General features: G+C 64.1%; 20 protein-coding genes and 1 tRNA gene. 15 read left to right on the top strand and 6 right to left on the bottom strand.

Annotated features, from left to right (window positions below; translation table 11 throughout):
- Window positions 1-192: 192 nt before the first annotated feature.
- Window positions 193-1,485, bottom strand: a complete 1,293-nt coding sequence (locus AB4Y63_RS09530; RefSeq protein WP_441790815.1) for a DUF4032 domain-containing protein — start codon at window positions 1,483-1,485, stop codon at window positions 193-195.
- A 100-nt stretch (window positions 1,486-1,585) separates the two neighbouring features.
- Between AB4Y63_RS09530 and AB4Y63_RS09525 the strand changes: the two genes are divergently transcribed.
- Both AB4Y63_RS09525 and AB4Y63_RS09520 read left to right on the top strand, forming a co-directional pair.
- Window positions 1,586-2,560, top strand: coding sequence for a malate dehydrogenase (locus tag AB4Y63_RS09525; protein WP_441790988.1), 975 nt, complete (start codon window positions 1,586-1,588; stop codon window positions 2,558-2,560).
- A gap of 35 nt (window positions 2,561-2,595) precedes the next feature.
- Window positions 2,596-3,018 (top strand): hypothetical protein, encoded by a 423-nt coding sequence (locus AB4Y63_RS09520; RefSeq protein ID WP_441790814.1) that lies wholly within the window; start codon window positions 2,596-2,598, stop codon window positions 3,016-3,018.
- A 78-nt stretch (window positions 3,019-3,096) separates the two neighbouring features.
- On the opposite strand, the gene AB4Y63_RS09515 is transcribed toward AB4Y63_RS09520, so the two are convergent.
- Window positions 3,097-4,194, bottom strand: a complete 1,098-nt coding sequence (locus tag AB4Y63_RS09515; RefSeq protein WP_441790813.1) for an ABC transporter ATP-binding protein — start codon at window positions 4,192-4,194, stop codon at window positions 3,097-3,099.
- 266 nt (window positions 4,195-4,460) lie between these two features.
- Here AB4Y63_RS09515 and AB4Y63_RS09510 point away from each other — a divergent pair, with 266 nt between their 5' ends.
- The 3 genes from AB4Y63_RS09510 to AB4Y63_RS09500 all read left to right on the top strand — a co-directional run bounded on the left by AB4Y63_RS09510 (window position 4,461) and on the right by AB4Y63_RS09500 (window position 6,267).
- The gene (locus AB4Y63_RS09510) at window positions 4,461-5,384 is read left to right on the top strand and encodes a DsbA family protein (protein ID WP_441790812.1); all 924 of its coding nucleotides are present in this window, start codon (window positions 4,461-4,463) and stop codon (window positions 5,382-5,384) included.
- Window positions 5,385-5,594: 210 nt separating this feature from the next.
- Window positions 5,595-5,667: transfer RNA gene (locus AB4Y63_RS09505), tRNA-Thr, on the top strand.
- An 81-nt stretch (window positions 5,668-5,748) separates the two neighbouring features.
- A complete protein-coding gene (locus tag AB4Y63_RS09500) occupies window positions 5,749-6,267 on the top strand; it encodes a hypothetical protein (protein WP_441790811.1) in 519 nt (172 codons plus the stop codon).
- A gap of 144 nt (window positions 6,268-6,411) precedes the next feature.
- Here AB4Y63_RS09500 and AB4Y63_RS09495 read toward each other — a convergent pair whose 3' ends face one another.
- Window positions 6,412-7,446 (bottom strand): LacI family DNA-binding transcriptional regulator, encoded by a 1,035-nt coding sequence (locus AB4Y63_RS09495; RefSeq protein WP_441790810.1) that lies wholly within the window; start codon window positions 7,444-7,446, stop codon window positions 6,412-6,414.
- Between the two features lie 125 nt (window positions 7,447-7,571).
- Between AB4Y63_RS09495 and AB4Y63_RS09490 the strand changes: the two genes are divergently transcribed.
- From AB4Y63_RS09490 to AB4Y63_RS09475, 4 genes are read left to right on the top strand one after another with little or no spacing between them, the layout of a single operon-like run.
- Window positions 7,572-8,453 carry an ABC transporter substrate-binding protein gene (locus AB4Y63_RS09490; protein WP_441790809.1) on the top strand — a complete coding sequence of 294 codons (882 nt, stop codon included), beginning with the start codon at window positions 7,572-7,574 and terminating at the stop codon, window positions 8,451-8,453.
- Window positions 8,450-9,559: an amino acid ABC transporter permease gene (locus tag AB4Y63_RS09485; protein ID WP_441790808.1), complete on the top strand. Its 1,110-nt coding sequence runs from the start codon at window positions 8,450-8,452 to the stop codon at window positions 9,557-9,559. The genes AB4Y63_RS09490 and AB4Y63_RS09485 overlap by 4 nt, the downstream gene beginning before the upstream one ends.
- Window positions 9,559-10,305 carry an amino acid ABC transporter ATP-binding protein gene (locus AB4Y63_RS09480; protein ID WP_441790987.1) on the top strand — a complete coding sequence of 249 codons (747 nt, stop codon included), beginning with the start codon at window positions 9,559-9,561 and terminating at the stop codon, window positions 10,303-10,305. Before AB4Y63_RS09485 ends, AB4Y63_RS09480 begins: the two co-directional genes overlap by 1 nt.
- Before the next feature lie 2 nt (window positions 10,306-10,307).
- Window positions 10,308-11,057, top strand: coding sequence for a type 1 glutamine amidotransferase (locus AB4Y63_RS09475; protein ID WP_441790807.1), 750 nt, complete (start codon window positions 10,308-10,310; stop codon window positions 11,055-11,057).
- Between the two features lie 94 nt (window positions 11,058-11,151).
- Here the strand turns inward: AB4Y63_RS09475 and AB4Y63_RS09470 are convergent, their stop codons facing one another.
- On the bottom strand, window positions 11,152-13,959 hold the full coding sequence (locus tag AB4Y63_RS09470) for an immune inhibitor A domain-containing protein (protein ID WP_441790806.1): 2,808 nt from the start codon (window positions 13,957-13,959) through the stop codon (window positions 11,152-11,154).
- 242 nt (window positions 13,960-14,201) lie between these two features.
- Between AB4Y63_RS09470 and AB4Y63_RS09465 the strand changes: the two genes are divergently transcribed.
- The gene (locus AB4Y63_RS09465) at window positions 14,202-15,194 is read left to right on the top strand and encodes a DMT family transporter (RefSeq protein WP_441790805.1); all 993 of its coding nucleotides are present in this window, start codon (window positions 14,202-14,204) and stop codon (window positions 15,192-15,194) included.
- A gap of 135 nt (window positions 15,195-15,329) precedes the next feature.
- Here the strand turns inward: AB4Y63_RS09465 and AB4Y63_RS09460 are convergent, their stop codons facing one another.
- Both AB4Y63_RS09460 and msrB read right to left on the bottom strand, forming a co-directional pair.
- Window positions 15,330-15,878, bottom strand: a complete 549-nt coding sequence (locus AB4Y63_RS09460) for a nitroreductase family protein (RefSeq protein WP_441790804.1) — start codon at window positions 15,876-15,878, stop codon at window positions 15,330-15,332.
- A gap of 4 nt (window positions 15,879-15,882) precedes the next feature.
- Complete coding sequence (msrB, locus tag AB4Y63_RS09455) at window positions 15,883-16,311, bottom strand: peptide-methionine (R)-S-oxide reductase MsrB (RefSeq protein ID WP_441790803.1); 429 nt, start codon at window positions 16,309-16,311, stop codon at window positions 15,883-15,885.
- A 257-nt stretch (window positions 16,312-16,568) separates the two neighbouring features.
- Here msrB and AB4Y63_RS09450 point away from each other — a divergent pair, with 257 nt between their 5' ends.
- From AB4Y63_RS09450 to groL, 5 genes are all read left to right on the top strand, one after another.
- Window positions 16,569-16,880: a DUF3263 domain-containing protein gene (locus AB4Y63_RS09450; RefSeq protein ID WP_441790802.1), complete on the top strand. Its 312-nt coding sequence runs from the start codon at window positions 16,569-16,571 to the stop codon at window positions 16,878-16,880.
- A 2-nt stretch (window positions 16,881-16,882) separates the two neighbouring features.
- Window positions 16,883-17,497 (top strand): LytR C-terminal domain-containing protein, encoded by a 615-nt coding sequence (locus AB4Y63_RS09445; RefSeq protein ID WP_441790801.1) that lies wholly within the window; start codon window positions 16,883-16,885, stop codon window positions 17,495-17,497.
- 284 nt (window positions 17,498-17,781) lie between these two features.
- Complete coding sequence (locus AB4Y63_RS09440) at window positions 17,782-17,985, top strand: cold-shock protein (protein ID WP_441790800.1); 204 nt, start codon at window positions 17,782-17,784, stop codon at window positions 17,983-17,985.
- A 69-nt stretch (window positions 17,986-18,054) separates the two neighbouring features.
- Complete coding sequence (locus AB4Y63_RS09435; protein WP_441790799.1) at window positions 18,055-19,110, top strand: DUF3048 domain-containing protein; 1,056 nt, start codon at window positions 18,055-18,057, stop codon at window positions 19,108-19,110.
- Between the two features lie 118 nt (window positions 19,111-19,228).
- Complete coding sequence (groL, locus tag AB4Y63_RS09430) at window positions 19,229-20,857, top strand: chaperonin GroEL (protein ID WP_441790798.1); 1,629 nt, start codon at window positions 19,229-19,231, stop codon at window positions 20,855-20,857.
- Window positions 20,858-20,944 lie beyond the last annotated feature (87 nt).

Below are 20,944 nucleotides of genomic sequence, written 5' to 3'. Positions count from 1 at the left end.
GCACCGTTTTTCGCATCTCGGTGGTCGTCCCATCCCAGTGGTTGACGAGTGGCCGCGGCCAAAAGAAGGAGCGGAGAGGCGTGTCGCGCTCACGAGCCTGTCAGAAGGCCCACGACACACCTCCGCTCCTAATTTTGGTTGCTCGCGGAGAAGCGGGGAGTCGAGCGGTGGTCGCGATCACCGAAACGGTGACTAGACCTTCAGCCGCCAGTCGCTCTCGTCGTCGGCCCCGCCGGCTACCGAGATCGGCATCGTGATCGAACCCGTCGGCGGGTCGATCACCGTGACCTCATCGCGACGGTGACGCAGGACATCCTGCACGTACGAGGTGACGGCTTCGGCGAGGGGAATGTCGCGGCCCTGGTGCTGCGCCATGAACCAGCGGTGGTCGAGCAGCTGGTGAAAGACCTCGGCCGGCTCCAGCTTGCCCTTGAGCTCCCGCGGAATCGCGCGCACAACCGGTTCGAACACGCGCACGAGCCACTCGTGGGCGACCATCTCTTCGTCGGCGTCGGGGTTGCCGTAGCTGGCTGTGTACGAATCGAGGTCGTTGAGCAGGCGCCGCGCCTGGTTCTCTTCGGCGTCGAGCCCGGTCAGGCGCAACAGGCGGCGCTGGTGGTGCCCGGCGTCGACGACCTTCGGCTGGATGCGCACGGTCGTGCCGCTTTCGTCGGTCTTGATGCCGAGTTCTTCGATGTCGAAACCGAGGTGGTTGAGGCGTTCGACGCGCTCGGTGATGCGCCAGCGTTCGGAGCTGGCGAACGACTCGGAGCCGGTGAGCTCCTTCCAGAGCGAACGGTAGGCGGCGACGATGCCGTTGCTGATCCGGATGGGGTCGAGCTCGTCGGCGACGCGGCCGCCGGCTTCGAGGTCCATCAGTTCACCGGCGATGTTCACGCGCGCGATCTCGAGGTCGTTCTCACGCTGCCCGTTGGAGAGCCCGCCGGGGTAGAGCTGGCCGGTCTCGGCATCCACCAGATACGCGGCGAAGGCACCGGCATCGCGGCGGAACAGCGTGTTCGACAGCGACACATCGCCCCAGAACAGGCCGACCATGTGCACGCGCACGAGCAGTACGGCGAGGGCATCGACCAGGCGAGTGGCGGTGTCGGGGCGCAGCGTCTGCGAATACAGCGCGCGGTAGGGCAGCGAGAACTTGAGGTGCCGCGTGACGAGCACCGACTTGAGCGGAGCGCCATCTTCGTCGGTGCGGTTGGTGATCACGGCCAGCGGCTCGACGCAGGGGAGATCGAGGCCCTGCAGCCGACGCAACATGTCGTACTCGCCCTTGGCCATTTCGCTCGTCGTCTCTTTGATCGCGACGACGCGACCGCTGAGGTGGGCGAACCGCACGAGGTGCCGCGAGATGCCCTTGGGCAGAGCTGCGATGTTCTGGTTCGGCCAGGCGTCCAGGGGCAAATGCCAGGGAAGATCGAGCAGCGCCGGGTCGGCCGTTGCCGAAAGAATATTGAGAGAACCGCTCATAGCTCGAGCCTACCGGCGCCAGCCAGGTCGAGAGAGACTGAGGCACAGCCGAGGTCAGGATTAGGCTGGCACCGTGAACCTACAGCCACGTTCGACACCCATGACCGTCACCGTGACCGGAGCGGGTGGCCAGATCGGCTACGCGCTTCTCTTTCGCATTGCATCAGGCCAGTTGCTCGGTTCCGACGTGCCGGTCAGGTTGAACCTGCTGGAGATCCCCGCGGGGATGGCAGCTGCCGAGGGCGCGGCGCTCGAGCTGCAGGACGGCGCCTTCCCGCTGCTGCACTCAGTTGAGGTGACGGATGACGCCACGCGGGCCTTCGACGGAACCAACGTCGGGTTGCTGGTCGGCGCACGCCCGCGGGGACCCGGCATGGAACGCCGCGACCTGCTCGAAGCCAACGGTCGGATCTTCGGTCCTCAGGGGGCCGCGATCAACGCCGGCGCGGCGCGAGACATCCGGGTGGTCGTGGTGGGGAATCCCGCGAACACGAACGCGCTGATCGCCGCGGCGCACGCACCGGATGTTCCGTCCGAACGGTTCACCGCCCTCACCCGACTCGATCAGAACCGGGCGCTCGGCCTGCTGGCGGCGCATCTCGAGGCGCCGGTGCACTCCATCCGCGATGTCACGATCTGGGGAAACCACTCGGCCACGCAGTACCCCGACGTGTTTCACGCGCGCGCCGGTCGCACGCCGATCATCGATCTGGTCGACGAGCGCTGGTTGAGCGACGAGTTCATTCCGCGGGTGGCCCAGCGCGGTGCGGAGATCATTGCGGTGCGCGGCGCCTCCTCGGTGGCGTCGGCGGCGAATGCGACGATCGACCATGTTTTCGACTGGGTGAACGGCACCGGCGAGAGTTGGACGTCGGCGGCGGTGGTCTCCGACGGGTCATACGGGGTTCCGGCCGGACTCATTTCGTCGTTCCCGGTGCGCGCCGTCGACGGCGCCTGGCAGATTGTGCAGGGCCTCGCCATCAACGAATTCTCGCGCGCACGCATCGATGCCTCGGTCGCCGATCTGCTCGACGAGCAGAACGCGGTGCGGGCACTCGGCTTGCTGCCCGAGTGACTCGCGAGGCAGAAGCTCACGACAGGGAGGATGCCATGCATCGGTCAACGACCAGTGTCGACGAGTTCTTGGAGGGGCTCGACGGAGCGCAGGGGGAGGCGATGCGCGCGCTGGACCTGCTCATCCATCCGCTGATGAGCGGACTCTCCCGCACCCTCTGGGAAGGGGTGTTCTGGGGCGGCACCGAACAGCAGATCATCGGCTACGGCGACCTGGTGCAGAAGCGCCCCCGCGGAGCAGAGGTCGAATGGTTTCTGATCGGTCTGGCTCAGCAGAAGAACTATCTCAGTCTCTACGTCAACGCGGTCGAGGACGGCGACTATGTGGGTCGTCGGTTCGCGGAATCGGTTGGCGCGTCGAAGGTCGGGGCCAGCAGCCTGAGCTTCAAGCGATTCGAGGACATCAACCTGGAGGCGCTCACCGACCTCGTCGAAACGGCTCGCGCGTTGGCCGACTGAGCGAGTGAGCCGACGTGGCTGACCAAAAAAGAAAGGGCCCGGTCACCTCTCGGTGACCGGGCCCTTCACGGTTCAGTCTTAGTCGGTGACCGCTCCGCCGAGACGCAGGCCGTTCTCTGCATCGAAGAGGTGCACGTGGTTCGGCGTCGGGGTCAGGTAGACCTTGTCGCCGGCCGACGGGTGAACACGGCCGTCGACGCGTGCGACGATGTCGGTGCGCTTGCCGGCGATGGTGGAGTGACCGTAGAGGTAACCGTCAGCACCGAGCTCTTCGACCAGGTCGACGTCGATCTCGAGGCCTTCGCCCGGGGTCGAGGACACGTGAATGTCTTCGGGGCGAACACCGATCGTGACCTGCTTGCCGGATGCGCCGGCGAGGGTCTCGCGGGCAACCGGAACCGTCGAGGTGCCGAACTTGACGCCACCGTCAACAGCGTCGGCCAGGAACAGGTTCATGGCCGGGCTGCCGATGAAGCCGGCAACGAAAACGTTGTTCGGCTTGGCGTAGAGGTCGCGCGGGGTGCCGACCTGCTGCAGCAGGCCATCCTTCAGCACGGCGATGCGGTCGCCCATGGTGAGCGCCTCGGTCTGGTCGTGGGTGACGTAGACGGTGGTGACGCCGAGACGGCGAACCGTCGAAGCGATCTGGGTGCGGGTCTGAACGCGCAGCTTGGCGTCGAGGTTCGACAGCGGCTCGTCCATGAGGAACACCTGCGGCTGACGCACGATTGCGCGGCCCATGGCGACGCGCTGACGCTGTCCACCGGAGAGAGCCTTGGGCTTGCGGCCGAGGTACGGCTCGAGGTCAAGCATCTTGGCGGCTTCAAGAACGCGAGCGGCACGCTCGTCCTTGTTGACGCCGGCGATCTTGAGGGCGAAGCCCATGTTCTCGGCAACCGTCATGTGCGGGTACAGAGCGTAGTTCTGGAAGACCATGGCGATGTCGCGGTCCTTCGGGGGGACATCCGTCACGTTGCGCTCACCGATGAAGATGTTGCCGTCGTTGACCTCTTCGAGGCCGGCGAGCATGCGCAGGGAGGTGGACTTTCCGCAGCCGGACGGGCCGACGAGAACGAGGAATTCACCATCGGCAACGTCGAGGTCGAGCTTGTCGACGGCCGGGCGAGTGGAACCCGGGTAGAGGCGGGTTGCCTTGTCAAAAGTGACAGTAGCCATGTTTCTATATTCTCCTTCACCGGCAGGTACGTGCCGGACGATCCTTAGTGATGGGATTTATTGATCGCGGCACCCGTGAGCGCGCGTGATCGAACTCAGTATGACATGCGCGGAGCAGATTCCTTACCGCGCAGATGAGCGCAGACGTTCTGCTTACAGGCACCCCCCGTTCGGGAACCGTGTGGTCCTTTCCCAGACAAGCAACCTACTATTTGAGAGCATTTGCATAGAGTTTGCGTGCATCAAACGTACCGGAACGAGTATTAATGACAATCGGCGGACCAGGCGACGATCGCCTCTCCAAAAGCCAGCGACGCGACGCTGCACGACACAAGGCGAAGCAGCTTCGAGAGGATCAGAAGAAGAAGGACCGTCGAAACCGGGTCTTCCTGCAGGGCGGAATCGCCCTTGCCGCTATCGCAATCGTTGGCCTCATCGCAGTTGTCATCGTTACCTCCATCCGCCCCGTCGGTCCCGGACCGGCGAACATGGCGAGCGACGGCATCCTGATCGGCGAGGGCATGAAGGTCGTCACGACCCCGGCGCTCAGCCCGGAGGCCAAGCCGATTCCGTCGAAGCCGGATGCCACAGGTACCGTCACCGACATTCGCATCTACCTCGACTACCTCTGCCCTCTCTGCGGTGACTTCGAGAAGACCAACAGCAAGCAGATCGCGAAGCTCGTCGAGTCGGGCGCCGCGACGGTCGAGATTCACCCCGTCGCCTTGTTGACCCGCAAGTCGGCCGGAACCGAGTACTCCCTGCGCGCGGCCAACGCCGCAGCATGTGTGGCGAACTATTCGCCGGACTCCTTCTTCGAGTTCAACTCGGCGATGTTCGTCGACCAGCCCAAGGAGGGCTCGGCCGGTCGCAGCGATGGAGAGCTGGTGGCCGTCGTCAAGAAGGCCGGTGTGACGTCAGGCCTCGCGCCGATCGAGAAGTGCATCACCGATCGCACCTTCACCTCGTGGGTGGACGCTGCGACAACGCGCGCCGTCACCGGCCCGCTGCCCAACACCGACCTCAAGGCGATCAAGGGCACCCCGACCGTGCTCGTGAACGGCAAGCAGTACGTTGGTTCGCTGACTGACCCGAAGGAGTTTGCGGCATTCGTGTTGCAGGCCGCGGGGGAGACCTACTCGACCTCAACGGCCACGCCGACTCCGACGCCTGCTCCGGCTGCTGGCTAACGCACGGCAACTGGCTGCAAAACCCGTTGGTGCAACGCCGCCCTCGGAGGGTTACTGTCACCGAAAACCGTCTGTATTGCGCATCTGTCACCGAACACCGCACATATCGTGCGGCATTCGGTGACATTTGCGGTATTGGCTGACGGATGCCCTGCCGATTTTCGCGCGAGCCGCCTGACCATTTAGGATAAAGACCGAGGCTCGCCTCATGCCGGCCTGGCGCAATTGGTAGCGCACCACTCTTGTAAAGTGGGGGTTACGGGTTCAAGTCCCGTGGCCGGCCCTGTAACGCCCTACTCCCGACTGGGATGTGGGGCGTTTTCGCGCATCCCGTCGTGTCCCGCGTGGCCGCTAGTCTCATCCCATGAAGAGACTCCTGATCGTCGCGCCGCTGATTGCATTCGCATTCGCGGGATGTGCAGTTGCGGCATCGGCGCCGCCGACAGTCACACCCACTCCGACCCCAGCGGTCGCGACGTCGGCGGTTGCTCAGTGGGCGTATGTGGTTGCCGAGCAGTCGGCGACCCTTGCTGACTGGAAGACAAAGTGGGACGAAGGTAACTGCGTGGTCACTCAATCAGACCTTACGTGCGGTATGCAGCAGTCGGCGGGCACTTATGTCACGCAAACAGTGTCGACTAGCTTGAAGATTCCGACGGCCCCGAAGGCAACCGCATATCTCGGCGAGACACCAGATGAGATCGCGAGCCTTTACGCTCAGACCCAATCACTTGCGGATGCTGCCGCTGCCGCCGGCACAGCATGGTCGGATGCGTGCAACGGGAATCCTGACGCGGAAGGGTGCTGGAAGCTCACGTTCGACTTCGACGCGGCAGTGCAGCAGCTTTCAACTAAGTTCGCTGCATGGGACCCATACCTTTAGCCCCGGAATAGCATCCCCTCATGGATGAAGACATCACGTCGGCTGACGATCGGCACGAAGCTTGATGCTTTGGGGCGAATTCGTCGATCTGTGATGTTTTTGGCGTCGGTGAATCGGCAAGGACAAATAGGCGGTGCACCGCGCTCAGCCGCGCGCGAGCCGCCGGGCCGGAATCAGCGTCACGGTCTCCACGATGTCCTCAACCGGCTGACCTTCGAGCAGCGCGATGAGTGCACGCGCGCACCGCGCCCCCGTGTCGACGGGGTCAAGGTTCAGAAACGCCACACGTGTCTCGGCTCCCACCGCCGTCGCATTCCCGGTGACCGAGACCTGCAGCTGGTCAGGCACCACGATGCCGAGCTCGTCCGCTGCCTCGAGCACGGCCGCACAATACGTCTCGTTCAAGCAATGCACGGCGGTCACCGCGTTCGACTCGCGGGTGAGCAGTTCGCGGGCGGCGTCGCGCGGCGAGTGGCCGGGGGCGAGACGCGTCACGATCTCGGCGCATCCGTTGGCCTGACACCACTCCTGATAGGCGTGCAGCGTGTCGGCCGTGTAGGTGTCGATCCGGGGGCCGATGAACAGCGCGGGAGTGAAGACGGATGCCGACGACTCAGCCTGCAGATGGGCCAAAACCTTCGGGATCGCCTCGTCCATGTCTGACCGAACGGTGATCAGACGCGCAGAAGCGTCGGTGGTTTCGTAGCCGCCGTCGATGACCACCGCGAGGCCCTGGGCGATGCACTGCTCGACAACCGGATCACCGGGAACCGGGTCGACGACGATCACGCCGTCGAGCGGCAGCCGGGTCTCGACGAGCCCGTGTTCAGTGCTCGGCGCAGCCGAAATCGAATAACCGTGGTCGACCGCTTCGATCGCTGCGCCGGCGATGATGTTGCGGTAGTAGGGCATGTAGGTCTGTTTCCAGACGGCAGAGTCGCGGTAGCTCACCACGACGCCAATCACACGCGACCGGCCGGAGCGCAATGCTTGCCCGAGCGCATTTGGTTGGTACCCCAATTGGGAGCCGACTTCCAACACGTGCTCACGCGTTGCGGCCGCGACCTCGCCCTTGTGGTTGTACACCTGCGAGACCGTTGCCGGCGAGACCCCCGCCGCCTCGGCAACGTGCTTGATGCCGACCTTCTTGCCCACTACCGCTCCCACTGCACCAACCACGGCTCCCGCTTCCTTGCGCCCCACGCCTTGTTATCGATCCGTACCTGAACTTGACGCGGCACCCGATGATCTGAATACTACCGGTACGCCTAAAACGATTTAGGTTTTCAGAGAGGAATCATGCAATGAGGCATAAAGCGCTACTTCTCGTTCCCGCCGCACTCGCAACGACACTGCTGTTCACCGGCTGTGGCGCGACGGCGGAGAGCGAAGTCCAGGCGAACGGAAACCCCGCTTCCTATGGCGACTGCGAGGTCACCGGCACCAAAGGCGAGTACTCGCTTGAGACCCTGACGAAGAACACGCTTCTCATGAAAGCCGACCTGCCGAGCCCCGCTTGGTACAACGGCGACACCGTCGAAGACATCCGCAGCGGCTTCGACTTCTGCCTGCTGGTGAACATCGCCCACCGCGCGGGAATCGACAACGTCAAGCTGCAGATGGCGTCGTTCGACGGACTCGTCGCCGGCAAGTCCGGGGACATGGACCTCTCGCTCAACCAGATCACCATCACCGACGAGCGCAAAAAGGTCATGGACTTCTCTGACCCGTACTTCCAGTCGACGGCGGGAGTGCTCGTCAAGACCGGTGCCGACGTGACCGAAGATAACCTGGCCGACAGCACGATCGGCATCAAGCAGGGAACGGTCGGCCAGATCCTGGTCACCGACACGCTCAAGCCCACAACCGCACCGTCGGTCTTCCCCGGCGATCCTGAGCAGCAGGCGGCCGTTGCAGCCGGCACCATCGACGCCGGAATTCAGGACCTCAGCATCGTGCTGGGCGCCGCATCGAAGTCGGGCGGCAAGCTTGAGGTCGTTGGCCAGATCGAGACCGATGAGGCCTACGGGATCATGATGGCGAAGGGTTCCCCGAACCTCGGCACGATCAACAAGATTCTGGCCGACCTCAAGGCCGACGGCACCCTGGACAAGCTCAGTGCCGCCTACCTCGCCGACGCCTACGGCGTCGACCCGGCCAGCATTCCTGTGTGGCACCTCAAGTGAGCACAGATGTAGTTCGGGTCGCGCATCCTCTTCGGGCTGCGCGACCCGCGCCGGTCGGCTCGGCGCGGTCGCTCCTGCTCGTCGGATACCTGCTGTCCGCGCTCACCGTGATCTTGTCGAGCTATGCCGCCTGGCTGACGGTCACCGTCGCCGAAACAGGTGTCTGGAGGATCACTCTCGGACTCGCAACGGTCATCGTCGTCCTGCTCGCGCTCGGCACCTTCGTTCCGTTGGTGCAGGGAACCAAACAGCAGGCGCGAAGCACCGGCGCGCTCGCCGAAGACAATATCGTCGAAGCGCGCACCTACCGTTCGCGCGCCGGTCAGTCGGCCTGGGTCGCAATCGGCTCATGCCTTCCGATCATCTTCATCGCCACCTTCACACTCTTCCTGCTGGCCAACGACCACGCGGTGCAGAGCACGTTCTTCGACGCGAGCTTCATGGCGAAGAGCTTCGCGGATGTGACGATCGCGTTTGGCGAGAACATCAAGATCGCGGTACTCGCTGAGATCCTGGTGCTGATCTGGGCGCTGGTCATCGCACTCGCCCGTTTGGCTCCCGGAAAGGCGGGGCGTCCGCTCCGCTGGCTGGCGACGGCCTACGTCGACGTGTTCCGCGCCGTGCCGTCGATCATCGTGATCTACCTGGTCGGGTTCGGCCTGCCGCTGGCGGGTGTTCCTCTCTTCAGCGAACTCGGACCGATGTGGTCTGCAGTGCTCGCACTGACGCTCACCTACGGCGCCTACGTCGCCGAGGTGTACCGGTCCGGCATCGACGGAATCCACTGGTCGCAGGTCTCTGCCGCGCGTTCGCTCGGGCTCTCCTACGGAAAAACGATGCGATTCGTCGTCGTTCCGCAGGCTCTGCGGCGAGTGACGCCTCCGCTGTTGAACGACTTCATCGGGCTGCAGAAAGACACGGCGCTCGTCACGATCATCGGCACGGTCGACGCCTTCACCCAGGCAAAGATCTACTCCAGCAACTACTTCAACCTGTCGTCGGTGACGGTTGTCGCCATCCTGTTCATCATCATCACCATCCCGCAGACCCGATTCGTCGACAGGCTTCTGGAGCGCGACGCTCGCCGGCAGCGGAACAAGGGGTAATCGTGGCTTTTCTCGAACTGAACTCCATCACCAAGTCCTATGACCAGAACCAGGTGCTCCGCGGGATCGACCTGCACGTCGACCGGCACCAGGTCGTTTGCCTGATCGGCGCGTCGGGCTGCGGCAAGTCCACGCTGCTGCGCTGCGTCAACGCCCTCGAAGAGATCGACCAGGGCGACATCCGCCTGGACGGCGACGTCGTCTCCGGCGAGGGAGTCGACGTCAACGCCCTCCGGCGCAAAATCGGCATTGTCTTTCAAAGCTTCAACCTGTTTCCGCACATGAGCGTGCTCGACAACGTGACACTGTCGCCCATCCGTGTTCTGGGCATGAGCAAGGTGGATGCCGAAGCGCAGGCCCTCGCGCTGCTCGACCGGATCGGTCTGGCCAGCAAGGCCGGCGCCTATCCCGATCAGCTGTCGGGTGGACAGCAGCAGCGTGTTGCCATCGTGCGCGCACTCGCGATGAACCCCGATGTGCTCCTGCTCGACGAGATCACCTCGGCGCTTGACCCGGAGCTGGTGGCCGAGGTGCTCAACATTGTGCGGGATCTGGCCTCCGACGGGCTGACCATCTTGATGGCGACCCACGAGATGTCCTTTGCCAAGGAAGTGGCCGACACCGTTGCCTATGTGCACGAGGGCGTCATTCTGGAGCAGGGGCCGCCGGAGCAGATCTTCGGCGCACCCCAAGAGGAACGCACTCGTGCGTTCTTGAAGAAGATCATTGAAGCGGGAAGGCTGTGACTATGACGAAGATCTTGGTCGTCGAGCATGAGGCGAATGCCGGAATCGGCCTGGTGGGAGAACGCATCCGGGCCGCGGGCATCGAGATGGACGTTGTCGGGCCCGAAGCGGGCCGCGACATTCCGCTGACAGCCGACGGGTATGCCGGAGTCGTCGTCTTGGGCGGAACGCCCGGGCCGACCGACGACACGGATGCGGCGTGGCTGCCCCAGGTGCGCGCCCTGATCGCCGACAGCCTGGCGACATCGACCCCGTTCCTCGGCATCTGCCTCGGTGCCCAGCTGCTCGCCGTCGTGGCCGGCGGGGTCGTTGCCGGAGTGCGTAAGGGTGCGGAGATCGGGCTCAGCGAGTTGTCGCTCACCGCCAACGCCTCGGAAGACCCGCTGCTGCACGACCTGCCGACCGAGCTGCAGGCCATGCAGTGGCACTCGCTCGAAGTGCACGAGCTCCCGGCCGGGTCGACCTCGCTCTGCAGCAGCACGCGGTGCCCGAACCAGGCGTTCCGCGTGGGGGAGTCGGCGTGGGGCCTGCAGTTCCACCTGGAAGCGCTCGCCGCAACCGCCGAAGAATGGGCCCGCCAGGACAGCGAAGATCTGCACGAAGCCGGGCTCACCCCGGAGCAGGTGATTGAGCCCATGCGTCAGAGCGAGACCGAACTGCGCCAGATCTGGTCAACGGTCGCAGACCGCTGGGTCGAGATCGTGCGGGTGGCAGCACCGTCGGGCACGGCACAGCAGGTTCTCACGAGCTGACGCCGACGAGCTGACGCCGACGGGGCCGGTTCACCGGGAACCCGTTTCGGGCGCCGACCCTGTGGGTCGGCGCCTCACTTGTTGCCGTGCTGGATCAGCCGACGCGCGGTGGTGTCACCGTGATCAGCGCCGCGGTGTTGTCGGGGAAGGCTTTCTTCACCGTGACCGTGGTGCCGTAGCCCACTCCCGACGTGGCGGGGCTGCCGTTGCCGAACGGGCCCACGCCGGCGTCAACGCCGTCGTACTCCGGCAGCAGATTGCCGGCCGAGTCGACCAGCCGGGTGCTGTATCTGGCATTGCCCATCGACGGAACGACCACCGACGCGTCGATGTCCCGGTAGAACAGGCGCCCGTCGTCGAGAAGTTCCATTCCGGGCACCCAACCCTGATCATCGGTGAAGGTGCTCACCGGGGGCTGCGCCGGAACGTCGGTGCAGTACTCCGTGAATGCCTCATCAGTGATGCATTCTGTGAACGGATAGGTTCCCTGAAGCCCGAATGCGGCATTCGAGGACTGCACGCGAGACGGCATGTTGTTCAAGGTCGACGGATCGACGACCGCAGCTTCGCCGGTGCGGCGCAGCGGGTCGAAGTGGCTGTCGACGATGAGCAGTCCGCCCTTGGCCCCCTCGCTCGGCAACGACGAGACGTTGGCCGTGATCATGTTGGCGTCACCGTAGGTGGTATCGCGATACCAGACGAGGGCTCCGGGGGCGTTGTACTTGAACTTGTCGACCTTCCACGCATCCGCGCTGTACACGGTGTCATAGGCGTAGTTCAGACCCTTGTCGAAGCCGTCGGCGTTGCGCCACTCGACGAGGTAGTACTGCGCCTGAATCGCTGTGCCGGTATCGATGCGCCATCCGGGACCCGTCGTCGTGGCGAAGCTCGCCACGTCGTGAGTCCAGCCGGCGTCGCCGGCCTCAACGTCATCGCTCCAGAGCGTGGTTGAACCACCGGTGAGAGCGAAGTCGTCAGCGAACCAGCCGCGCTCCTGGAAGGCGGCATCGGTCGCAGTACGCAGACGCACGCTCACGTTCTGGCCGGCGAAACCGGAGAGGTCGACGTATTCGTGCTTCCAGCCATCGCTCGATCCGGTGAGGCCGTGCTTCTTGTTGCCGAACGTGGCCAGGTTGCCGTTGGGATCGGCATAGTCGTCGGGAGTTGATACGACAGCGCCCGTCTCGTCAGAGACCTTCTGTTCGGTCCACGTCGCTCCTTGGTCGGTCGAGACCTCGACGAAGCCAAAGTCCCAGTCCTGCTCCAGCACGTAGTTGTTCCACATCCAGAACTTCGCGTCGGCCGGTACAACGCCGAGCGAGCGGGTGAGACGGATGTCCGCCCAGTTCTGGTCGGCGCCGGTGTACCACGCCTTCGCACCGGAATGCGGTGTCGCGAGTGTGATGACCTTGTCGGGGAGGTTGATCTTGACGCCGTCGGCCGATCCCTTCATCGGGCGGGAGCTTTGGCCCACCTTGATGGTCTTGGTCTTGTCACCGGGATTGAGCACCTCGGGATCTGCCCAGCCGAGCACCCATTTGTCCCAGAGGCCCATGTGTGTGGGCATCGACTGGAAGATCGGACCCGAGTGCGAGCCTGATGACATGAGATCCCAGAAGTCGACATCGGAGTCACCGGCGCCTGACGTGTCATAGAGGTCGGGCAGGCCGAGGTCATGGCCGTATTCGTGAGCGAACACCCCGACGCCCGAGTCCTCAGGCTGCACGATGTAGTTCGACAGCTTCAACGTGGTGCCCGGGATGGCCGCGCCTCCGGCAACCGCAGACGAGTGCGCCCAGATCGCCGAGGTGCCCTGCGCTCCGCCGCCGCCTGACTTGTCCTCGCCCGCGTGCACGAGCACCACGTGGTCGATGACGCCGTCGGGTTCGTTGACGTTGCCATCGCCGTCGAGGTCGCCCTGGTCTTCGATGTCGTAATCGGCCCAGGGGAAGCTCGGCTGTGCTGCTGAAAGAGCGGCGACCGCGTCAATCGGGAGTTGGCCGGCACCGAGCGGGTTGTCGGGGTGCCCCTGCATATCTTGAATTGCGCCGGCCTCGTAGACGCCGTCGGCGTTCTTCTGGCAGAGACTTGCGCCGTAGTAGGCCTCGGAGTGGGCAACGCTCACCCAGGGCGTCGCAGATCCGGTGACAGTGTAAGCGCCGCGCGACATCTCCTCATACATCTTCTTCATGGTGTAGCCCGAGATATCGAAACCCGGCTTGCCGTCCGGACCGGTGAGATCAGTGCGCACCCGGTCGGTAATCCCGCTGTCGCTGAACAACATCTTGTTGTAGTGCGCTGACGAGAAATTGGGCACCCACATCGAGTTGTTGTCCGCGCGCTCGAGGGTGGCCGGGTTCGGAATCGTGTTGTGGACCGGCCCATTCTGCACGTCGCCCAGCATGCAGTCGGTTGCGCCGTACGCAGTCGGAACCTGCAAGCCGGTGAAGTCGTCGTTCGCGTTCTCGTTGAACTCGACCAGGATCGTCAGGAGTTTTGCCTGCTGGGTCGTCTTCGACCCCTTGTAGTTGTTCCGGAGTGACTTGGGACTCTTGCCTGTCTTCACTGACGTGGCTTCAAGCTTTGCCAATTGGCGAGCGGCGACCGGATTACCTGTGCTGAACTTGCGGTCGAGTGCATCGGCCTTGGTCATTGCCGTTTCCATGCTCCGCCGGGCAGCACTGCCGGGCGTGGCTTCGACGTCGATTCCGAATGAATCCTCGGCACGCGGTTCGACGTAGTTGATGTAGTAGTCGGACGTGGTGCTCGCCGGCGCGGCGACTGAACTCGCGACTGCCTTCGTCTCCGTCGCGTCCGCTGCCACAAGTGCTGCGGCGGCGAGTGCAAGCACGGGGATGATTGCAATAGCGCGTCGACGCGCCTGTGTGGTCTTTTCTGACATACCTCTCCCTCCCAATGCCCCGAGAGGATGGCCCGCGGGGCAAGAAATGCGCCCACCGGTAGATGGGCGTGCCTCGTATCCTGCCGCTCCGGGTAACGCGAGCGGTAGCCCCCGTGCCCACATTGGGGGCCAGCCGCAGCAATCTTGATGGAATCGTGCACAAAATGCACCGATTGCGCGTAGATCGGGCCCCCGCGCAACAATTCGGAGTGGGGTGGTCATGCTGCTCGTAGGATCGACTGGTGACCCACACCAATACAGCCCTGGATGTTCCCTCGATAAGTTCAACGCCACACCGCGGTATCCCGATGTGGGTGGCCATGGCCGTCGCCATCTGCTTCGGTGCGATGAACGCCATCCAGTCGCGCATCAACGGTGAGCTCGGCCGCGAGATCGGCGATGGATTCACCGCGGCAGTGATTTCATTCGGAAGCGGCCTGGTCATCCTCAGCGTGGTGATGCTGTTCTGGTCTCCGGGTCGGCAGGGACTCGGCCGTGTGCGTCAGGCGCTGACCATGCGCTCGCTATCGTGGTGGCACGTCCTCGGCGGAACCGCCGGCGCGTTCTATGTGCTCTCGCAGAGCCTCACCGCCTCGCTGCTCGGCGTTGCGCTCTTTACTGTCTCGGTCGTCGCCGGCCAGACCGTCAGCGGTCTCGCGATGGACCGCTTCGGTGTCGGCCCCGGCGGTCACCATCCGCTCACCGCGCCCCGCGTGATCGGCGCGGCACTCACCCTGGTCGCTGTCGCTTGGGCCGTGTCCGGCCAGATCAGCGGCGGGGTGCCGTTCTGGCTGTTGTGGATGCCGCTGGTCGCCGGACTCGGTCAGGGCTGGCAGCAGGCCGTCAACGGCCGGGTGCGGGTCGCAGCCGGCAGCGCGCTGACGGCGACATTTCTGAACTTCGTCTTCGGAACGATTGTGCTGCTGCTCGGTTTGCTCGTGCACGTTGTGCTCGTCGGAATGCCGACGAGTTTGCCGAGTGACCCCCGGCTCTACATCGGGGGAGCGCTCGGCTGCATTTTCATCGCGGGCAGCGCGATCATCGTGCGCACGACCGGCGTGCTCGTGCTGGGCCTCGGAATCGTCGCAGGACAACTGCTCTCTGCCCTCGCGCTCGACCTTCTCGCGCCGACAAGCGCTCAGCCGGTGGCGTTCGCCACGATCGGCGGAACCGTGCTCGCCCTCGTCGCGGTGCTCATCGTGGGCATCCGTCGTCGCTCCGCGCGAGCATCCTGAACTAACCTCGCGCGGGTCGAAAACCACCACGCGCGCTGAACTCAACCAGCGCGGCGGTTTTCAACCCGCGTGACAGCATTCTCCTGCACACACTCGCGGCGCCGGTCGGCGTCGCCGACTCCGATCGCGACTTGGCTACAGCGCCGAGAGATACCTCTCGGGGTCGATCTTCAGCCGCTTGCCCGCCTTCGCGTTGTCGGGCACCCCGCCGACGTAGAGCCAGCCGAGCAACTCCTCAGTGTCGGCAAGCTTGTGCATTTTGCGCACCCGGGTTGCGCGCGTGAGTGGGCCGGTGCGCCAGAAGACGCCCCAGCCGGCGTCATCGAGCAGCAGGCTCAGCATGTGGGCGACCCCGGCCGCTGTCGCATCCTGCTCCCATTTCGGCACTTTGCTGCTGCTCCGACGACTCGCCACCACGGCGATCAATAATTCGGCACGGAGGGGCTTGGCCGCCTGACCCTTGTCGCGCTCGCCCTTTTTGCCGGACGCCGCAACCAATGCGTCGCCGAGGCGCTCACGCGCCGCGCCGCGCAACTCGATCAGCCGCCACGGACGCAATGCCCCATGGTCGGCCACCCTCGCCGCGGCCTCAACGAGCGGAAGCAGCTCGGCATGACTCGGGGCAGCCGTGCTCACCCGGGAGTATGACCGTCGCTCTGCAACCGCTTTGAGAACCTGTGACATCGGACTACTCGGATGCCTCGGGCGCCTCGCCTGGCTCTTCCGGGGAGAAGTTCAGGGAGATCGAGTTCATGCAATACCGGTCGCCGGTCGGCGTGCCGAAACCGTCGTCGAAAACGTGACCCAAGTGGGAGCCGCAGTTCGCACAGCGCACCTCGGTGCGCTTCATGCCGAGCGAGTCATCTTCAATCAGCTCGACCGCCTCCGGTCGCACCGACTCGTAGAAGCTCGGCCAGCCGCAGTGGGAATCGAACTTGGTGCCGCTCTTGAACAGCTCGGCGTTGCAGGCTCCACAGGTGTAGATTCCTGCACGGCCTTCGTCCAACAAGTCGCCGGTCCAGGCGCGCTCGGTTCCGGCCTGACGCAACACCGCAAACTTCTCGTCGCCCAGCTCTTCGCGCCATTGCTCTTCAGACTTCGTGACGTCGTAGCTCATGCTGTGTCCTTTCACTTGCAAGTCGCGACTTGAGCGACTCACTCTCCCTCAAGACTAAACTCCGGGCGCCCGCACTACATTCCGTGCAGCCCATCTCGCGGTCGCCGGCACCGGTGGCGGGTTCGGGGAACAATCAGGCCGCTCCGCATAGGATGGCGAAGGAGAGAGCCGTGTCGATTTCGACGCACTGGCACCTCACATCCGCACGACAAAAGAGAGAGGGCAAACAGGTGGAGAGAGAACCCGACACCGACGCGATGCCCGCATCTACCGAACCGGGCTTGTCTGATCGCGACCTCGCAATTCTGGCTTTCGAAGGCCGATGGTCGGAGCATGTCGGCGCGAAAGAACAGGCGATTCGTGCCGAGTTCTCGCTTTCGGCCGCCCGCTACTATCAATTGTTGGGCGCACTGATCGACTCACCACTCGCTCTGGCCCACGACCCCATGCTGATCAAACGACTTCAACGGATGCGTGACGCTCGCTCGGAAGCCCGAGCGCGTCGAACTCTCCAGACCCCTGACTACTCACGATCGAATGATCTGCCGAACAAGGACCGAACAGACTGACGATGCCTCGCAACACACCGAACGATCGATTCGATTCCATTCCGCATTCCGTTGACCGTGTCGGCGCGCACCGGGGACCTGGCAAGAAGGGCCGCGGCTGGATCGTGCTGGCCTGGGCGTTCGGTGCGACGGTGCTGCTCGTCGGTGCCGGCGTCGCCGTGCTGTTCGTGCAAAACGACAAGCTCAACTTCGCCTTGCCGGGGGCAGCCTCCAGCCAGGCTCCCACGGCGTCGGCGACTCCGACGGAGACCCCGAAGCCGACGGAAAGTCCCGCTGCCGAGCCGCCGGCCGACACGCCGCCGCCGGCCCCGGTGCCCACCGTCGACCCGAATCTGAGCGTGACGGTGCTGAACGGTACCCCCGGTACAGGGGTGGCCGCCGCTGTCGCTGACACCCTGACTTCCGCCGGCTGGACCATTGACGACACCGGTGACGCCGACAGCGAAGACGTGCCGGTCACCACGGTCTACTACGCCGATGCGTCGCTCGAGGCCGCGGCGCTCGGCATCGCGGCGTCGCTTCCTGGCGCGCAAATACAGCTTTCTGACGCCTTTTCGAGCGGGACTGACTCGCTGACCGTCGTCGTCGGAAACGACTACGTCGCGTCCGACGGATAACCCAATCGGGAGTTCCCTGGTGATCGGTTGATCCCAAACGGGGGACATCCGACCCGATGAACGCTGTGTAAATTCTGCATTCCAGTCAGAAAAAATGCTTCGTCAAACCCCTTCTCTTCTGGCGTCATTTCGCTAGTATCTGGTCTTGGTCGCCCATTTCTGCCGGTGCTGACCTGTCTCACACTGAGGCAAGCCGCCCCGGCAGAGTGAACGCAGACACTGCGGCCGGCCCGGCACGGTCAAGAGGCAGGTGCTGACGGAAACACAGCAATCGGGAGTAACAGATGGCGAACGGAACCGTGAAGTGGTTCAACGCTGAAAAGGGCTTCGGCTTCATCACTGTCGACGGGGGAGGGCAGGACGTCTTCGTGCACTACTCCGCCATCGACATGAACGGATACAAGGTTCTCGAAGAGGGTCAGCAGGTCGTGTTCGATGTCGGCACCGGGGCGAAGGGGCCCCAGGCCGAATCGGTGCGACCCGCCTAAAGGATCAATTTCGGGGCGCGCCCCCGTCTAGCGCCGTCCGGTTCGCCGGGCGGCGCTAGTGTTTGTCGGATGCGCCCCTCCTCCTCTCCTGCCCATACGCAACGCCGTCGCATCGGATGGGGCGTCGCTTTGGTGCTTCCCCTCTTGCTGCTTGCCGCGTGCGCCGCCCCGGCACCGGTGTCGACCCGCACGCCCAAACCCGTGCCGACCGCCACCCCGACTCCCGAGCCGGTGGTCGAATTGTCGCCGCTGCGCGGAACTCCGCGTCTGCCAGGCAGTGTCGCCTCGCCCGCGCTGTCGGCGAAGATTGACAACCACGAGGATGCGCGTCCGCAGATCGGCCTGGAACGCACCGACATCGTTTTCGAAGAACTCGTCGAAGGCGGACTGACCCGTTACGTCGCACTGTGGCAGTCCGACATTCCAGAGCTCGTCGGTCCGGTGCGATCGATTCGCCCGATGGACCCTGACATCATCACCCCGTTCGGCGGAATCRTGGCGTACTCGGGCGGCCAGGAGCGGTTCATCGAGATGATGCAAGCCACCCCCGTCGTCAACGCCATCTTCGACTACGACGAGGCCGGCCTGTTCTATCGGATCGACGAGAAAGACTCCCCGCACGACGTCGTCGTCAAAGCGACAGAGCTCATCGCGCTGCATCCGGAACTCGCACCGCCCGTCCAACAGTTCGACTACGCAAAAACACCAGCGGAAGCCTCGGCGGTGGTCGCCGGCACACCGACCACCACCATTAACAGCCGGTTCTCGGATGCCCGTTGGCCGAGCTGGAGTTGGGACGCCGCGAGCGTCAGCTATCTGCGTTCGCAAGAGGGCGCTCCTGACCTCGACGGCGCGGGAAATCCGCTGAAGGCGACAAACGTGCTCGTGCTCCGGGTCGGGATCGACTGGACCTATGGCGAGGTGCCGAAGACGATCATGGTGGGTTCCGGCGAAGCRTGGGTGTCGACCGGGGGGAAGACCGTGCACGCCACCTGGTCGAAGGATGCGCCCGGCTCGCTGATCCGCCTGGTCGCCGACAACGGTGCGCTGATTACTCTCGCCGCCGGAAACACCTGGATCGAGCTGGTTCCGACCGAGACCGGTTCGGTCGAGCTCGTACCGTAACCCGCCGCCCTTTACTTGCACTCTCGACCCCAGAGTGCCAGAATCGACTTGGCACTCTCTCCGTTTGAGTGCTAATCCGTCACAGTTTTGGAACGTCCGGGAGGGACGAGAAACACACATGGCAAAGATCATCGCTTTCAATGAAGAGGCCCGTCGCGGCCTGGAGCGCGGCCTGAACATCCTCGCTGACACGGTCAAGGTCACCCTCGGCCCGCGTGGACGCAACGTCGTGCTGGAGAAGAAGTGGGGCGCCCCCACGATCACCAACGATGGCGTTTCCATCGCCAAGGAGATCGAGCTCGACGACCCCTACGAAAAGATCGGTGCCGAGCTCGTCAAGGAGGTCGCTAAGAAGACCGACGACGTCGCTGGCGATGGCACCACCACCGCTACCGTTCTCGCCCAGGCCCTGGTTCGCGAAGGACTGCGCAACGTCGCAGCCGGCGCCGACCCGATCAGCCTCAAGCGCGGCATCGAGAAGGCGACTGCAGCAGTCATCGCCGAGCTCATCGCCAGCGCCAAGGAAATCGAAACCAAGGAAGAGATCGCTGCCACGGCATCCATCTCGGCCGGCGACGCCGAAATTGGCGCGATCATCGCTGAGGCGATCGACAAGGTCGGCAAGGAAGGTGTTGTCACCGTTGAGGAGTCGAACACGTTCGGCACCGAGCTTGAGCTCACCGAGGGCATGCGCTTCGACAAGGGCTTCCTGTCGGCCTACTTCGTGACCGACCCCGACCGTCAGGAAGCGGTCTTCGAAGACCCCTACATCCTGATCGTCAACTCCAAGGTCTCGAACATCAAGGACCTCCTGCCGATCGTTGACAAGGTCATCCAGAGCGGCAAGCAGCTCCTCATCATCGCCGAAGACGTCGACGGCGAGGCTCTGGCCACGCTCGTTGTGAACAAGATCCGCGGCATCTTCAAGTCGGTCGCCGTGAAGGCTCCCGGCTTCGGCGACCGTCGCAAGGCGCAGCTGCAGGACATCGCGATCCTCACTGGCGCACAGGTCATCTCCGAGGAGGTCGGCCTCAAGCTTGAGAACGTCACCCTCGACCTGCTCGGTAACGCCCGCAAGGTCGTCATCACCAAGGACGAGACCACCATCGTTGAAGGCGCCGGCGACGTCGACGCCATCGCCGGTCGCGTTGCTCAGATCCGTTCCGAGATCGAGAACACCGACAGCGACTACGACCGTGAGAAGCTCCAGGAGCGTCTCGCCAAGCTCGCCGGTGGCGTTGCTGTCATCAAGGCCGGCGCCGCGACGGAGGTTGAGCTCAAGGAGCGCAAGCACCGCATCGAGGACGCCGTTCGTAACGCGAAGGCAGCTGTCGAAGAGGGCATCGTCGCCGGTGGTGGCGTTGCACTCATCCAGGCTGGCAAGACCGCATTCGAGAGCAAGGCAATCCTTGACCTCGTCGGCGACGAGGCAACCGGCGCGAACATCGTGCGCGTTGCCATCGACGCTCCGCTCAAGCAGATCGCACTCAACGCCGGCATGGAGCCGGGCGTTGTTGCAGACAAGGTGCGCAACCTGCCCGTCGGACACGGCCTCAACGCCGCGACCGGTGAGTACGTTGACATGATCGCTGCCGGCATCAATGACCCGGTGAAGGTCACCCGCTCCGCGCTGCTCAACGCATCGTCGATCGCTGGTCTGTTCCTCACCACCGAGGCCGTTGTCGCTGACAAGCCGGAGAAGAACGCTGCTCCGATGGGCGACCCGTCCGGCGGCATGGACTTCTAAGTCCGAGCTATCTGCTTCACCTGTTCCATTCGCTGGGCGTCTCCTTCGGGAGGCGCCCAGCGTCGTTGTATCTGCGGTTCTGCCGAC

Origin of the sequence: Leifsonia sp. YAF41 (assembly GCF_052113185.1) — a bacterium.
Classification (GTDB): domain Bacteria; phylum Actinomycetota; class Actinomycetes; order Actinomycetales; family Microbacteriaceae; genus Cryobacterium.
Note: the sequence above shows the minus strand (reverse complement) of the source record. Positions and strands in the feature narration are given on the sequence as shown.

Coding starts and splice junctions, on each gene's coding strand:
- AB4Y63_RS09530 (WP_441790815.1), bottom strand. CDS start 1,485: ATGAGCGGTTCTCTCAATATTCTTTCGGCAACGGCCGACCCGGCGCTG.
- AB4Y63_RS09525 (WP_441790988.1), top strand. CDS start 1,586: ATGACCGTCACCGTGACCGGAGCGGGTGGCCAGATCGGCTACGCGCTT.
- AB4Y63_RS09520 (WP_441790814.1), top strand. CDS start 2,596: ATGCATCGGTCAACGACCAGTGTCGACGAGTTCTTGGAGGGGCTCGAC.
- AB4Y63_RS09515 (WP_441790813.1), bottom strand. CDS start 4,194: ATGGCTACTGTCACTTTTGACAAGGCAACCCGCCTCTACCCGGGTTCC.
- AB4Y63_RS09510 (WP_441790812.1), top strand. CDS start 4,461: ATGACAATCGGCGGACCAGGCGACGATCGCCTCTCCAAAAGCCAGCGA.
- AB4Y63_RS09500 (WP_441790811.1), top strand. CDS start 5,749: ATGAAGAGACTCCTGATCGTCGCGCCGCTGATTGCATTCGCATTCGCG.
- AB4Y63_RS09490 (WP_441790809.1), top strand. CDS start 7,572: ATGAGGCATAAAGCGCTACTTCTCGTTCCCGCCGCACTCGCAACGACA.
- AB4Y63_RS09475 (WP_441790807.1), top strand. CDS start 10,308: ATGACGAAGATCTTGGTCGTCGAGCATGAGGCGAATGCCGGAATCGGC.
- AB4Y63_RS09470 (WP_441790806.1), bottom strand. CDS start 13,959: ATGTCAGAAAAGACCACACAGGCGCGTCGACGCGCTATTGCAATCATC.
- AB4Y63_RS09460 (WP_441790804.1), bottom strand. CDS start 15,878: ATGTCACAGGTTCTCAAAGCGGTTGCAGAGCGACGGTCATACTCCCGG.
- msrB (WP_441790803.1), bottom strand. CDS start 16,311: ATGAGCTACGACGTCACGAAGTCTGAAGAGCAATGGCGCGAAGAGCTG.
- AB4Y63_RS09450 (WP_441790802.1), top strand. CDS start 16,569: ATGCCCGCATCTACCGAACCGGGCTTGTCTGATCGCGACCTCGCAATT.
- AB4Y63_RS09445 (WP_441790801.1), top strand. CDS start 16,883: ATGCCTCGCAACACACCGAACGATCGATTCGATTCCATTCCGCATTCC.
- AB4Y63_RS09440 (WP_441790800.1), top strand. CDS start 17,782: ATGGCGAACGGAACCGTGAAGTGGTTCAACGCTGAAAAGGGCTTCGGC.
- groL (WP_441790798.1), top strand. CDS start 19,229: ATGGCAAAGATCATCGCTTTCAATGAAGAGGCCCGTCGCGGCCTGGAG.